11 protein-coding genes are annotated in these 14,245 nt (G+C 56.2%); 3 read left to right on the top strand and 8 right to left on the bottom strand.

Translation table 11 applies throughout. The features are described from left to right. A partial coding sequence (locus ABHT90_RS07395; RefSeq protein WP_346982094.1) for an IS110 family transposase occupies positions 1 to 715 on the bottom strand: 715 nt, incomplete at its 3' end. Between the two features lie 440 nt (positions 716 to 1,155). Between ABHT90_RS07395 and ABHT90_RS07400 the strand changes: the two genes are divergently transcribed. Beyond that, on the top strand, positions 1,156 to 1,890 hold the full coding sequence (locus ABHT90_RS07400) for a 3'-5' exonuclease (protein ID WP_346982096.1): 735 nt from the start codon (positions 1,156 to 1,158) through the stop codon (positions 1,888 to 1,890). A gap of 226 nt (positions 1,891 to 2,116) precedes the next feature. Here ABHT90_RS07400 and ABHT90_RS07405 read toward each other — a convergent pair whose 3' ends face one another. From ABHT90_RS07405 to ABHT90_RS07425, 5 genes are read right to left on the bottom strand one after another with little or no spacing between them, the layout of a single operon-like run. Further along, positions 2,117 to 5,029 (bottom strand): type I restriction endonuclease subunit R, encoded by a 2,913-nt coding sequence (locus tag ABHT90_RS07405; RefSeq protein WP_346982097.1) that lies wholly within the window; start codon positions 5,027 to 5,029, stop codon positions 2,117 to 2,119. Beyond that, the gene (locus ABHT90_RS07410) at positions 5,022 to 6,152 is read right to left on the bottom strand and encodes a restriction endonuclease subunit S domain-containing protein (RefSeq protein WP_346982098.1); all 1,131 of its coding nucleotides are present in this window, start codon (positions 6,150 to 6,152) and stop codon (positions 5,022 to 5,024) included. The genes ABHT90_RS07405 and ABHT90_RS07410 overlap by 8 nt, the downstream gene beginning before the upstream one ends. A gap of 1 nt (position 6,153) precedes the next feature. Beyond that, positions 6,154 to 7,644, bottom strand: coding sequence for a type I restriction-modification system subunit M (locus ABHT90_RS07415; protein ID WP_346982099.1), 1,491 nt, complete (start codon positions 7,642 to 7,644; stop codon positions 6,154 to 6,156). Beyond that, complete coding sequence (locus tag ABHT90_RS07420; protein ID WP_346982101.1) at positions 7,634 to 7,903, bottom strand: hypothetical protein; 270 nt, start codon at positions 7,901 to 7,903, stop codon at positions 7,634 to 7,636. Before ABHT90_RS07420 ends, ABHT90_RS07415 begins: the two co-directional genes overlap by 11 nt. A 12-nt stretch (positions 7,904 to 7,915) precedes the next feature. Beyond that, the gene (locus tag ABHT90_RS07425; protein WP_346982102.1) at positions 7,916 to 9,133 is read right to left on the bottom strand and encodes a type I restriction-modification system subunit M; all 1,218 of its coding nucleotides are present in this window, start codon (positions 9,131 to 9,133) and stop codon (positions 7,916 to 7,918) included. A gap of 156 nt (positions 9,134 to 9,289) precedes the next feature. On the opposite strand from ABHT90_RS07425, the gene ABHT90_RS07430 reads away from it, so the two are divergent. Then, positions 9,290 to 10,402, top strand: a complete 1,113-nt coding sequence (locus ABHT90_RS07430; protein WP_346982103.1) for a restriction endonuclease subunit S — start codon at positions 9,290 to 9,292, stop codon at positions 10,400 to 10,402. Here the strand turns inward: ABHT90_RS07430 and xerA are convergent. Then, complete coding sequence (gene xerA / locus ABHT90_RS07435; protein ID WP_346982105.1) at positions 10,371 to 11,354, bottom strand: site-specific tyrosine recombinase/integron integrase; 984 nt, start codon at positions 11,352 to 11,354, stop codon at positions 10,371 to 10,373. The genes ABHT90_RS07430 and xerA overlap by 32 nt on opposite strands. A 424-nt stretch (positions 11,355 to 11,778) precedes the next feature. After that, positions 11,779 to 13,293, bottom strand: coding sequence for a serine/threonine-protein kinase (locus tag ABHT90_RS07440; RefSeq protein WP_161194460.1), 1,515 nt, complete (start codon positions 13,291 to 13,293; stop codon positions 11,779 to 11,781). 294 nt (positions 13,294 to 13,587) lie between these two features. On the opposite strand from ABHT90_RS07440, the gene ABHT90_RS07445 reads away from it, so the two are divergent. Further along, positions 13,588 to 14,229 carry a hypothetical protein gene (locus ABHT90_RS07445; RefSeq protein WP_346982106.1) on the top strand — a complete coding sequence of 214 codons (642 nt, stop codon included), beginning with the start codon at positions 13,588 to 13,590 and terminating at the stop codon, positions 14,227 to 14,229. The last annotated feature ends 16 nt before the right edge of the window (positions 14,230 to 14,245 follow it).

Here is a 14,245-nt window from a genome sequence, read left to right on the forward strand (position 1 = left end):
TGAAGGCCGTCAGGGTGTCGATTCCCTTGATGCAGGAGAGCGCCTCGACGGCCGGGCGCCACCGGTCGGTCCGGGCGAGGGCGAACACCTTCTTCTCGAGCTGCCGGCGGTCCGACTCCGCGCACCTCGCGGCCGTGACGTAGTACTCGAGCACGTCGCGCTGGGGCCCCTCGAGCCTGATCCCGGATATCCACCTCCAGTGGGCGCGCGTCCAGGACCCCTTCCTCGTCCCGTCGGCGTTGCGCTCGTCCCAGACGTGGCCCAGCCTGATCAGGAACATGTTGAGTCGCTGCCTGGCGCGGCGGTACTCCGCCGTGGCGTCGTCGAGGGCGCGGTCGAGGTCCCGGGCGGCCTCGACGGCCGCATCGGGCAGCGGGACCTCCACGATGTTGTGGGTGGCGAGCATGCGGGCGATGAACTCGGCGTCGCGCCGGTCGTTCTTGCGGCGCGCGTCCGCCGCCGGCCTCTGCATCTTGGAGACGGCGGCCACGGCGCAGTCGAGGCCGAGCGCGCGCAGCTCGCGCGCCATGTGGAAGCCGGTGGGGCCACTCTCGTAGCAGGCCCTGGGCTCCTCGAACCCGAGGGCCCACTCCGCGATCTCGGCGGCGTCCGTCCCGAAGTCACGGTGCACCACCTCGCCGGTGAAGGGGTTGAACGCCGCGGCGGCGACCGATCGCGCGTGGACGTCCAGGCCGATGGAGGTAACATGGGGCATGGGAAGCCTCCTCCCCGCAGGTGCGGTAAGGGCTACCGCACGGGCCGATACTCAAAGCCCATTGTGGCATCCCGAGCCCGCGGAAAGAAGCTGCGCCGCGGGGGAGGCGGCCCAAATGGCTTTCTCATATCGTCTTTTTATGCTTCGAATGCTGCTTGAGTGCCTCGGAAAGTTCGATAAGCGCCGTGAAGAGCGAGACCAAAGCAACCAAGAGCTCTACGAGCTCTGATGGGCCCGGGATGACCTCTGATTCAAGTCACCGGGCCTAAATCTTTTTCAGGCATTTGAATAGAGCGGGCGATTCTCTTGGGGCCGTCTGCATGGCGTATGCCTGGCGCGCGTGGCATTGCGTCCCGCTTTTGTGTCCGCACGGGCGCCTATCCTTACGGCAATGTAGCCGCCTATGTAACGAGCGGCAGTTGACGGAGAAAGGCCCAACCGTGTCAGCTGAAAAGACGCCGTGTATCTCGGCTATCGATACGACGAACTTTGCGCGCCAGATCGTGCTGGACTTTGAGTTTGCGCCGGTGCCAAAGCAGCGCCAGCGCCGTGGACTGCGTAACGAGATTATCGAGGTCGGCGCCGTCAAGCTCGATTACCACGGCAACGTTATGGGCGAGTTCTCGCAGTTTGTACAGACGGAATTTACCGAAGGCGTTGCGTTCCCCGTCCGCGAGCTCACAGGGATATCGGCCGTGGGCACCGCGATGGCCGATCCGCTCTACATGATGATCAAAAGGCTCGGCGATTGGATCGGGCGCTACTCCGCCCAGGTGGTCTGTTGGAGCGGGGCGGATCGTCGACAGCTTTTGATCGAGTGCCAAGCAAAGCACATCGATCTTTCCGCATTTCCTACGGACTGGGCCGACCTGCAGGCGTTTTACACCTCGATCATGGACATGAGCAGCCACGGTTGCGTCTCTTTGAGTGACGCAGCGACGTGGTTTGGCATCGAGTTCGACGAGTCGACGGGTCACGCCCACAGCGCCCTAGCCGATGTGCGCGTGACCGTCAAGCTGCTCAAGCAGATGATGGAGGGGGACTATCACGTGAGTCCGCGCGCCCAGGAAGTCCGCCAGCGGTGGGGGATGGGCGAGCGACCCCAGACGCGCCTTTCCAGCAAGTGCCCCGAGCTGGGCGATCTGCTGCTGAAGCTGAAGGCGGAGGGGAGGTAGGCGGAGCGGACAATATTGTCGTTTTCGCCTGCGAAGAAAGAATCAATTAACTTCAAAGTGTGGCTGGCTTCTAGTGAAGACTTAAACACCAGGCTATGAAAGGGTTATCGAGCCATTGAGACTGCAACATTCGTCCATCGCAAGACGTTACTCGTTCAAATTGAGACGCTCCACATCCTATGAAATGGTTAATGCGGAGCGTCCCTAGAAGTCTGTCTTCTGTTACCTAATAGTAGAGTTCGATATACGAATATGCCTTATCAAAAAGAGCCTGGTCTTTGAGCTTGTAGCGCATCCATAGAATGGCACGGAGCTGTTTTTTAACCTCTTTCACGCCAGCTGTGGTAGCTTGCCAGCCGTCGAAGCGAGTTATCTTAACGATCTCGTCAATGTCATTGACGATGTTCTCGACGATGATAGGCGTGTCGCCGTTCTTGATGCCGTTAAAGAGCTCAGTGAGAGCAGCCTTTCCCTTGTCCTCCTCTTCCTCGGGCACGACTTCCCTTTCGGCGGCTCGTGCTTCTTTGGCGAGGTCGATGAGCATCTTGAGGAACTCGACGCTGTTGATGAGACCTTGCTCGTGACGTTCCCTCAGGTCCTCCAGGCGCTCGCCGAGCTTCTGGAACTTGCCATTCTTATCGTGCCTGCGGATTCGGGCGACGAGATCTATCTCCAGCTTACGCGTGATCTTCTCGGTATTGCTCTTGTCGTTGATGAAGTGCTCGATCATGTCCTCGTCGAGTTCAAGGATGTCGTCATCGTCTCGGACTCTCTCGACGGTGATGTTCTCGTGCACGAGCTCGATTGTCTTGGGCCCGAGCGCTGCCCAGATGAGCTTCCCGCGATTGTCTACCGGTCTCACGGAATCGTAGACCTGCGAGAGCCAGATGAAATCGGGCTTGTAGGGATTGAGACATGGGTCGGGCGAAAGCGCTTCCCACGCTCTGTTCAAGACCGAGAAGTCGGCCCCGAACTGGTCCTTCACCTTTGTCGTTGGCAGACATTGCTGGGCTTCGAGAAGGGATTCCCAATCTGCACTGCGGCGATCTTTGACCGTTGAGAAGTACTCGAGGCAGTAATGCATGAGTCTGGGCAGTTCGGCCTTTACCTCGTCGATGTTGGTTATGACCTTCTGCACCTCGGCCTCGTCGAAGTGCAGGGACTTGGCGACGTTGTCGAAGAGGCCGATATAGTCAACGATGAGACCGAATGTCTTCTTGTCGTTGTAGACGCGGTTGGTTCGACAGATTGCCTGCAATAGCGTGTGGTCGCGTAAGGGCTTGTCAAGGTACTGAGTTTGCAGGATGGGTGCATCGAACCCCGTGAGCAGCTTCGCAGTGACGATGAGAATCTTGAGCGGATCGTCCGGGTCGCGGAAACGGTCAAGGAGCTTTTCCTCGGCATCGCGATCGCGACGATATGCCTTGTACCGGTCCTCCTTGTCGTTGTTCGTGTCCATGACGATGGTGACTGCATCAGCGCCCAAGAGCTTGTCGAGCTCCTCCTTATACAGCAGGCAGCACTCTCGGTCGTAGCAGACTACCTGCGCCTTGAAGCCGTCGGGCTCAACCTTTGACTTGAAGTGCTTGGCGATGTGCTCGCATACCTTGTGGATGCGGTCGGGGGCCTTCATGACGGACTCGATCTTGACGCGCCTGGTGAGTTCCGCCTTGTCTTCTTTGCTGAGGTCTCGGGTCATTTCGTCAAAGGCGGCGTTCACGACCTCTTGGTTGACGTGGAGCTCGACGGGAACGGTTTCAAAATGGAGCGGCAATGTGGCGTGGTCGCGGATGGAGTCGGCGAAGGAATAGCGGCTCATGTAGCCGGACTTGTCCTCTTTGGCACCGAAGGTGTGGAACGTGTTCTTGTCGGTTCGGTTGATGGGCGTGCCGGTCAAGCCGAAGAAGAAGGCGTTTGGCAAGGCGAGGCGCATCTTCTCGCCGAGGTCGCCCTCTTGGGTGCGGTGCGCCTCGTCGACCATGAGGATGATGTTCTCGCGCTCGTTGAGCGTCCCCGCAACCTCGCCGAATTTGAAGATGGTGGTGATGAGGATCTTTCTCATGTCCTGCTTGAAGAAGGACTCAAGCTCCTCCTTGCTGCCGGCGCTTGCGAGGTTGGGGATATCGGATGCGTTGAAGGTCCCCGTGATCTGGGTCTCAAGGTCGATTCGGTCATCCACGATGACGACGGTCGGGTTCTTGAGTTCAGGGACCATGCGCAGCTTCTGGGCGGCGAATACCATGAGCAGTGACTTTCCTGAGCCCTGGAAATGCCAAATGAGGCCACGCTTCGGGTACCCTGCGCGGACGCGGTCCACGATGAGGTTCGCGCCCTCGAACTGTTGGTAGCGACAGATCAGCTTGATGCGTCGATGCTTCTTGTCGGTGGCGAAGAGCGTGAAGAACTGGAAGATGTCCATGACGTTCGAGGGGGTTAGCATGGACGCCATGCTTCTCTTGACGTCGGCAAGTGTACCCTCGCTCTTCTTGTCGCCCTCATGCCAGGGCCCCCACATCTCGGGAGGCATGTTCACCGACCCGTAGCGATAGCATTTTCCTTCGCTGGCGAAGTTGATGGCGCTACAGACGAACATCTGCGGGATGCTCTTCTCATATTTAGCGATGTCGCCAGCGCCGTCGAGCCAGGTTATCGAATCGCGCACCGGCGTCTTGAACTCGCCGATGACGAGCGGAAATCCATTGACAAGAAGGACGAGGTCGAGGCGCTTGCCGCTCTGCTCCTGGGGGTAGACCCACTGGTTGGTGACGATGTACTCGTTTTTGTCAAGATCGCCGTCCGCCGCTGTGCCAAAGAAGCGGATGGGGACCATGCGGCCGTCTTTGCCGTAGGGGAATGAGTTCTCCTCGATGACGAGCTTTTTGAACCGCTCGTTGGTGGAGACCAGGTTTTGCGGACTTGTGGACTGAATGAGGGCCCTGAGTCGGTAGATGATCTCGTCGGCGCGATCGGGGTCTTCTGCGATCTCCGGGTTAAGCCTGATGAGGGCGTCCTTGACCATGGGCTCGACCATGACGTCGGCATGGCGGCGCGGGAGGTCTTCGGCAGCCACGTATCTCCAGCCAAGGCTGGCAAGCGCCTCGACGCTCATTTGCTCGATGGTGTTGTCCTCGTTAAACATCTCCGAGTCCTAACTCCTGGTTCAAGATTTTCTTCGTCGTGGCGTTTAGCTCATCGAGGGCTTTTTGTACGGCAAATTTCGATTTGTCGACCGAGGCGGCGAAGTCGGCGAACTCCTGCTGGAGCTCGAGAGGCGGAACAAGAAGCTTGATATTGCCGAGAGCCGTTTGGTTGATCTTGAACGTTCCGTTGGTGGTTTTCGCCGATGCCTCGATTTGCTTGCGAGTCGAAGGCTGATTCCAAGCACACCGTAAATAAGGCAAGATGATTTGCTCTTGTTTAATCCTTGCCGCGATCATTGTGTCAGGGAAAACCATATCTTTCATTAGTACATTTGAGTATTCGCCTGTTCCAACCAGATGCTTGTTTCCATTGCCCCGGCAAACATAGAAATCTTCATTAGAGACGCGCTTATCGGCAGGAGGTTCCTCCGTAAAGAAGCCGTCTTTCCACGCTGACGAGTCGAAGTGCCCCTGGGTTATGGCGGATAGAGTAAGAACTTTCGAACGATGCGATCCTGACTTCGATGGAGACAGGCCGTTTCTCATCGACGACACGAGAGTCGATAGGCAGCTGCTCGGATATTCCTTGCCCTCGAACATCTCGACAAATTGTGATTTGACGACATCGTCGCAGGTGGCGAGGAGCCGTTTGTAGCGTCGCTTTGTCTCCTGGGCTGCCCAGAGGACGTCGGCAAGCCCCTCCTGTGCCTGGATGCACGGGAGCTCGATCTCGAAGTCGGCGAGCCCTTGCCACTTTACGCGCGGCGAAAGGGAGCCCGCCGACTTCTCGACGGCGTGCTTGAACAGGGCATCGTTCTGGATGATGAACGGCAGGAGCCTCGGCGAGAGCCCGTCTCCGGCGGCTATAACGGTGATGTCGCCCGAGCAGACCCCGTTGAACGGCGCGACGACCGCCTTGTGCAGATAGGCCCTGCGGCGGCCGAACAATACCTGACCCTTCTCGAACCCCTTTGTGAAGGTCGTCTCCACGCCCTCGTCCCAGCGCGTCAGCTCGACCTCACAGGGATCTAGGTGCTCGAGGCCAACCGTTGGAAGGTCGGAGCCCTCGAGGGTCCTCTTTCTTACCTCGCGGGCGACGTCGCCCAGACGAACTCGTGCCATTTTATTCACCGTCGCTTTCGCGGAGTTTAGCTGCTACGTCGCCGAGTAGGCCTGCCGCCCTCGCAGCCGCGGATTGCCAGCCGCAGACGACCTCGCTGATGCTGCGGTCATCCGACTCCGCGTCGCCGGCCTTCTTTACGTACAGGGGTATGGAGAGCGAGGACGCGTTGTCCTCGATCTCGTCGATCGTCGCGTAGGCCGAGAAATCGTCGTTGCCCTCGTCTGAGCGGTATGCGCCGACTATTTTCTCGATGTGGGCGTCCTCGAGGTAACTCTGGGCGTTCTTGCGTGTGACCTCGGACGAGGCGTCGACAAACAGGATGCGCCCGCGCCTCTTCGGCGCCTTCATACTGCGACAGATGAGGATGCACGCCTCCATCGGCGAGTTGAAGAAGAGGTTGGGGCCGAGTCCGATGACGGCCTCGATGAGGTCGCTCCTGACGAGCCTCTCGCGCATTTCGGACTCCTCGTTGCGGAAGAGTACGCCATGGGGAAGAAGAATGGCGCACCTTCCGCTCCTCGGGTCCATGCTCTTGAGGATATGCTGTATGAAGGCATAGTCGGCCCGCCCCTGCGGCGGGGTGCCGAGGAAGTTGCGGCCGTAGGGGTCCGACGCGAACGCCTCGCGGTCCCATTGCTTGATCGAGTAGGGAGGGTTGGCGAGCACCATATCGAAGGTGCGTAGCTTTCCCGCCTCGAGGAAGGCTGGGTGCCGCAGTGTGTCGTCGTTTGCGATTTCGAAGTCCTCGACGCCGTGCAAGAATAGGTTCATGCGTCCGATGGCGGAGGATAACTGGTTGATCTCCTGTCCGTAGGCGTGAACATTGCGCCATTCCTCTCCGTGCAGTTTGAGGTGGGCAATGGAGGAGATGAGCATGCCGGCGCTGCCGCAGGTAGGGTCGTAGATGGACTCGCCCGGTTTGGGTTGGAGGATCTCGGTCATCAGATGGACGACCGTGCGGTTGGTGTAGAACTCCTGTGCCGTGTGCCCTGAGTCGTCTGCGAACTTCTTGATGAGGTACTCGTAGCCCTGGCCGAGTTCGTCCTCGGGGCAATTGGCGATGGAGAGCGTTATGGCGCTGAAGTGCTCGATGAGGTCCTTGAGCAGGCGGTCGGGAAGTCGTTTCTTGTTAGTCCAGGCGGCATCGCCGAAGATGCCGCGAAGCTTGGAGTCATTGGCCGCCTCGATGGCGCGGAAGGCGTCGACAATGGTCTTGCCGACGTTCTCCGTGGACTCTCTGACATCGCTCCAGCGGGCACCGTTGGGGATGGCGAAGCTATGGTTTTCGGGTAGGGCTGCGAACTCCGCATCTCCGCCGGAGGCCTCCAACGCTTCGGCGGTCTCCTCGTCGTAGACGTCGGAGAGGCGCTTGAAGAACAGCAGCGGGAAGATGTGCTGCTTGTACGACCCGGCATCGATGTAGGTACGCAGCAGAACGGCCGCGTTCCATAGATGGTTGTTTAGCTCTTCCTGGGGGATTCTACTCTCCATCGACATAGCCTCCCTTCGTTAGCAGATCGAGGAGCCTCTCCTCGGATTCCTTCGTTTGCTGGAGGAGGTCGTAGAAGCGTTTTCTTGTCTCCGTCGGCGGCTCGACCTTCTCGCGTTTTCTTTCGACGTAGTTGTTCGCCGAGAGCACGTATCCCTCGCGTTCGATGTCAGCGAGCGTTGCTATGGCGCATTTCTCGATGACAGGCTCGTAGGAACGATAGAGGGAAAGCATCTCTTGCGCGTTCTTTTCTGAGATCACATTTTGCGCGCGCTAGGCGGTGAAGATCTTGCTGCCGTCGATGATGCAAATGCGTTCTTGATGATCGGCAGGCTTGTCATTACTGAGGAACAACACGCAGGCCGAGACGCCCGTGCTGTAGAAGACGCCGCTTGCGAGCGCGATTACGGCTTCGACCCTGTCAGACCTGATTAGCTCCTTGCGTATGGCGCCTTCTTTGCCGCTGTGGAACAACGCTCCTTGGGGTAGCACCACGGCGCAGCGACCGTTCTTTTTGTCCATGGAGCGGACCATGTGCTGGACCCAGGCGAAGTCTGCCGACTTGTCCGTGGGGGTGCCCCAGATATTGCGGCCCCACGGATCCGAGGAGAACTCGTCAGAGCCCCAGTTCTTAAGGGAGAACGGAGGGTTCGCAAGGACGCAGTCGAAGGTTTTGAGTGCATTGCCGTCGCGGAAGGCGGGCTCGCGCAAGGTGTCGCCCTGGGCGACGCGGAAGTCCTTCGCGCCGTGAAGGTAGAGGTTCATTCGCGCTATAGCGGACGTGCTGAGGTTCTTCTCCTGGCCGTAGAGCTTGCCGTAGGCGAGTTTTGAGTTGTCCATTTGCCGGACGGCCTCGATGAGCATGCCGCCCGTGCCGCATGCCGGGTCGTAGACGGTCTCGCCGGGCTTCGGCTCAAGCAGGGAGACCATCATCTTGACGATCTCGCGTGGGGTATAGAACTCGCCGGCGTTCTTCTTCTGCATATCGGCGAACTTCTTGATCAGGTATTCGTAGGCATCGCCCATCATGTCGGCGCTGTAGTTTTTGTTGCCGAACCTCTTTGCCGAGAAGTGCTCGACGAGGTCCTTCAGCCGCTCGTCGGAGAGCTTGCCCTTGTCTGTCCAGCTCGCGTCGTCGAAGCTGCTGAAGAGGCCGCGTAGGGTATCGGGGTTAGCGCGCTCGATACCCATCATGGCGTCAACGATTGCTTTGCCGACGTTCGCGCCGGTATTGCGGACGTCCTGCCAATGACAGCCTTCCGGCACCTCGAAGCTGTGATTCTCGGGCAGTGCGGCGAAGTCCTTGTCGCCATCCGAAAGCTCCAATGCCCCGACGGTTTCCTCGTCGTAGACGTCGGAGATCCGCTTGAAGAAGAGCAGCGGCGTGATGTAGCTCTTGTACTCGTCTTGGTTGATGGGGCCTCGCAGGATGTCGCAGGCCCCGAGCAGGTGGTTTCCCAGCTCGGATTTGCTTATTGGTTCTTCTGGCATTCAGGTACCTATGAGCTCAAAAAATGAAATTACAGCTCTAGTGATTATACCGTCATATTTGTCGCGGTAAATCTCCTGCGCATCGTCGTTCAATCAGGCGGTTTGAGCGACGGTCTGAGCTTGTAAATCACAATTTGGTTGCCGGGGGTGCGCGGCATGACGAAGTATCTATTCGGCGACCTCGTGCGTAACTGCAAAGAAAAGGTCGATCGAGACAACAACCCATACGAGTATTTTGTTGCCGGCGACCACATGGAAACAGAAAGGCCCAAACTTACGATGAGGGGGCGATTTGATGAATCCGACGTCGGCCCTGCCTTCATCAGAATGTTCAAGCCAGGGCAAGTCCTGTATGGATCTAGGCGTACTTATCTCAAGAAAGTTTCCGTTGCCGATTTCGAGGGCGTGACGTCCAACGTGACGTTCGTTCTTGAGACCAAGGATGAGTCCATTCTTCCTCAGAGGCTTCTTCCGTTCCTGCTGCTCTCCGATCGTTTCACTAGCTACTCGACTGGCAAATCAAAAGGTTCCACCAACCCTTACGTCCTGTTCTCCGATCTTGCGGACTTTGAGATAGACCTTCCAGCACCGAAAACAGTCGCCGAGATTGCCGACATTATGTGCACTGCCGAGCGGCTTAAGGAAGACTATCGTTCGCTAATTGCAACCTGCGATGACGTTGTCAAATCACAATTTGTCGAGATGTTTGGTGGACCCGATCCAACAGAAAGCGATTGTCCTCCAGTTACAATCGGGGAGCTCGCGGCTGATATACGGTACGGGACTTCAAAGAAGGCTTCTGATAGTGGCGAATTTAAGTACCTCCGCATGAACAATATGACCGACGATGGAAGGCTTGATCTCTCCGATCTTAAGTACATCGATCTTTCGGGTGCGGAGCTTGAGAACGCAAAAGTTGTAAGAGGAGATTTGCTTTTCAATAGGACAAATAGCCGCAAAAAGGTAGGCAAGACCTGCGTATTCAATAAGAACGAGCCCATGGTAATCGCAGGATATATTGTCAGGGTTAGATTCGATGATCGTGTAGAGCCCGGCTATGTGTCGGCGTTCTTGAACAGCAACTACGGCAAAGGTCTTCTTCGCAAGATGGCCAAAGGAGCCGTTGGTCAGGCCAACATTAGCGCAAAAGAAATGGCCAAAATCGAACTTCCCTTGCCGCCGATTGAGCTTCAACGTTCCTTCCTAGACTTCGCCGCCTCGGTCGACAAATCGAAATTTAAGTTAGGTATCTGCGGTGGGATGCTTTGACGTTGCGCTGGTCGACCATTGCGTACCTTAATGTGGTGTCTATTTTTTTATGGCCAAGGAGCACCTGGACTTGTTCGATGGGCATTCCTTTGTCGATTGCCTTTGTAGCAAGCGTTCTTCTGAACTTATGAGGGTGGACCCTTCCTAAATCAAGCTCGCGCCCCAGTTTTCTAAACAGCGCCTCGACGCCGCCAATTTGTAGCCTCTCGTGTGGTGCCTTGCTCGACACGAAGAGTGCTTCAGAGCTGTCCATTCGGGTTGACAGGTAATTCTCAATATGGACTTTAGTCTTTGCGTCAAAATAGACGATGCGGTCCTTATTCCCCTTGCCGTGTACGATGCACTCACGATTGATGGTGTCGATGGAGCTCCTGTCCAACGAGACAAGTTCGCCCACACGCATGCCCGTGGAGCGCAACAGGTCGATCAGGGCAAGGTTTCGGGGCGACCCGCAGTTATCGCAGAGAATCTCAACGACTTCATCGCTATACGTTTCCTTTATGGGCTGCGGAGCCTTGACTCTTTTAATGCGTCTTACCGGGCTCTTAATGATATGGTCCTCGTCTTCGAGCCATGAGTAGAAGCTTGAGATGATTCTTCGGACATTGTCGACGGTGACGCGACTGACGCCGGCTTTTTGCTGATAGTCGGAAAGATAGGATCTAGTCTCTTCGGTTCCCAGGTCGCAAGCTGGTGTATCGAATGATTCGAGCATTTTATTGATGGTGGTTTCGTAGTAGGAGATGGTCCTATCCGAGCAGCCTTCGAGGCGTTTTGCGGACAGAAATAGATCTAGGAATGATTCGCTTTCACCGTCGCCGCCGTCTTCAGCTAATTGGCTTTCATCGAAAAGGCAGTGCGATAAAACCTTTTTGAGCTGGCGGTTCTGCTGCGTGGTCAGGTAGGGGAGCATGAGACGGGTAATTTCTCTAGCCGTTTTCGTGAGATCCATGGTGGCGTCCTTCCTTGCGCGGTGGGTGGCGCTATTTCCCTTTGTTTACCCGTGCGTTATGGAAGGGATGCCGGGTGGCACTTCCGCTGGGCCGCGTCAAGGGGGTCCGTGAAAACCCGCACGGACCTCTGCATCACTCCGGTGCGGCTTTGCCCGCAGAGCGAGATGTTCAGAAGCGTTTTATTAACGGGGGACGCTTTTCGGACTCCTTTGATGGGGGTGCGGAAACACTGCTGAGGTTTGCGAATTGAGCAAGAGCGAGGGGTTCACTCGGTGCTCATCGCCTATCGTGTGCGGGTGGATGGTGCTGGCGGTTGTTTGAGATTGCAGTCGCACCGACGGGGTTGGACGGGGTCGGTACAAGGCGAGCACACCCCATGTCGTTTTGGTGGATGCATCTTTGTTGGCAGAGCGCTTGATAAGTCTACGCAGGAGCGCGGAGAAGATCCTCCAGCATCGGGTCTATTCCGGCTGCGATTATGCCCTCGATCAAGTGCTGGGCGTGGAATCGACCAACTGTCCATGCGATATATGAAAGCGTCTGACAGGCGCGCTCCTTGACATCGAATTTGGCTTTGCTCAGAACGACTGCCTCTGCGATGTCGGCAAATGCGTCGTGATCTCCCCATGTCTCACAGGCTTGTATCATGCCCTGGTCGATAGCATCCATAACAAAGGCGGCGTTGGTACTGTCGAGTCTTGCAAATTCGGCAACCGTGTTGGCGAACGCGGGAATTGAAACTATCCGTGTGCATAACTGCTCGTCAGTCATATCGAGAACCCATTCCGTAACATCTTCGTCGAGGATCCCCCGCGTCGCCTTATCTGCTAGATTCGCTTCTCGGTCCGCATCTGCCAGCAATGCTAGCTTTCGCCTTATAGCATTCAATAATTCTGCTGCGTCTTGGTATCTTTTCGACGGATCGTCTGCGGTTGCTTTCTCCGCAAGCGGACGAAGACGATGATTTGTTTTTACCGGATGCCCCGCGAGCACGAAGTTGATTATTCTTCCCAGGGAAAAGACATCGCTCCTCTTATCTCCGTCTCTTAGATAGACGAGTTGCTCGGGTGAACAGTAGAACCACTGCCCGTAATTGTTTGTGTTCGTGGTCTGGTAAGAGGAAATTGTGTTCAAGTTTTTTCCGAGTCCGAAATCGGCAATCTTTAGCTGCCCACCCAGCAGAAAAATGTTTGTGGGGCTTAAGTCACGGTGAATGTATCCGCGCGAGTGGATGTCGGCCATAGCACTGACTATCTGCTCAATTATGGTCATCTTGATTTCTTCGGATAGAGGGTTGCTCATGAACTCCAGCAGCGTGGTCTCGCCGGCCTCCATTGTGTAGGAGCAATTGCTTTCGTTGAAATCATAAACACGAAGAACCCCCGGCACCTCTGCTAGGTCCCTCATTATCTCGAATTCACGCTTGAAACGATGGCGGCTTCTTGCGTCAAGGGCCACTTCGGGCATGAGCTTCTTCAGGACTTTGCCTGTTGACTTTTGTTTGAACGCTTCGGCAAAGCCGCCTTTCCCGATCGGGATTAGATCTGAATCGACCGCGATGAGCTTCATCTCGCCATCTGTTCCAACTACCTCAAGCTCATCGGAGATTAGTACGCGGTTGAACTGCTTCCTTGCTTTGTCTGCCTTTTCCCGGGCTTCTATTTCATCGCAATTAAATGCACTGACCATGTACCTGAATCCAAGAACGATTGAGAAAAAACGGTCAATCCTGCCGCTCGATGCAACGCTGGCTATCTTTTCGGCGGCGTATCGCCATCTAGTGGGGGCGTTGCCGCTTTGATAAATGTCCCGGAAGCCGAAATTGTCATTAAAAAACGTTACTATTTGCGGTCCTGTCAAGTAACAGAACAATTCTTGTTCGTCACCTATGAATATTTTTGCGATAGATTCGACTGATCGTTCACTGAGCGACGGCATCAAGTTCTCCCCGTATTGTTGTCGCTATCCAATCCATTTTGCTATGTTAAGCCATCCGTGCTTCTCTTTTTTGCTTGGTATGAGGCGTTATCGGGACATGTAAATCACGGCAAAAGTGGCTTGCTATGCGTGCGGATATATATGGGCTAGCATACCTCCAGCTTTTAGTTTTTCATATCAAGTACAAGCCGCGTGAGGCGGTCCTTATAGATTGAAGACTAGTGAGATTGTTGCGCCACGTCTGGTGCAATGCGACAATTCGAGTAAAGACCAGTTGACAGGGGAGAGCGCGCCATGGGCGCTCATTACGGATGGGTTAACGTTACGAAAATGGAGTATCTGGGCAATGCGCCATTCGCGATTTCCGTTGGGATTATGGAAAACTGTCGCTTCCCCAACGACCGCACTGATGTCGCCCTCACTCTGCTCGCCGGTCGCTGGCATGGTGATCTCGTCGCCTACGTGAGCGACTATACCAACCTTGAGGCGCTCGAGGGTGAGGGCTTTCGACGCATGGCGGAACTTATCCCCGAGAACCCGTGCGATTACATCGAAGACAATGGAACCGACGTCGGCGGCTTGTTCTCGTGCTTTATGGGCGCGGAAAGGTATTGCTCGACAGACGATGACCCCGGTGCCGATTTCATGCATCCCTATCAGGGGCCATTCGACGAGGAGCCTGTATTCTATCGTTATGTGGTCAACGAGACACGCAAGGAGTACATCGACCGCATGGGCGGCCAATATCTCTGCACGGTTGAAGGGAAAGACATTCTGGAGGACGTGACCCCAGCGATCCTGGGAGACACCAACCGTTTGGATTACCGGGGGCAGGAGGTCTTGGAAGGGCCTTGGGTGGGCGATGATATTACGCCCACCAACGACCGACCGGGCCCTGATTATACTGACGTGACACCTGATTACACCATCTGGTAGCAAGTCGAGCTGCAGA

Origin of the sequence: Collinsella aerofaciens, assembly GCF_039758815.1 — a bacterium.
GTDB classification, from domain to species: Bacteria; Actinomycetota; Coriobacteriia; order Coriobacteriales; family Coriobacteriaceae; genus Collinsella; species Collinsella aerofaciens_BP.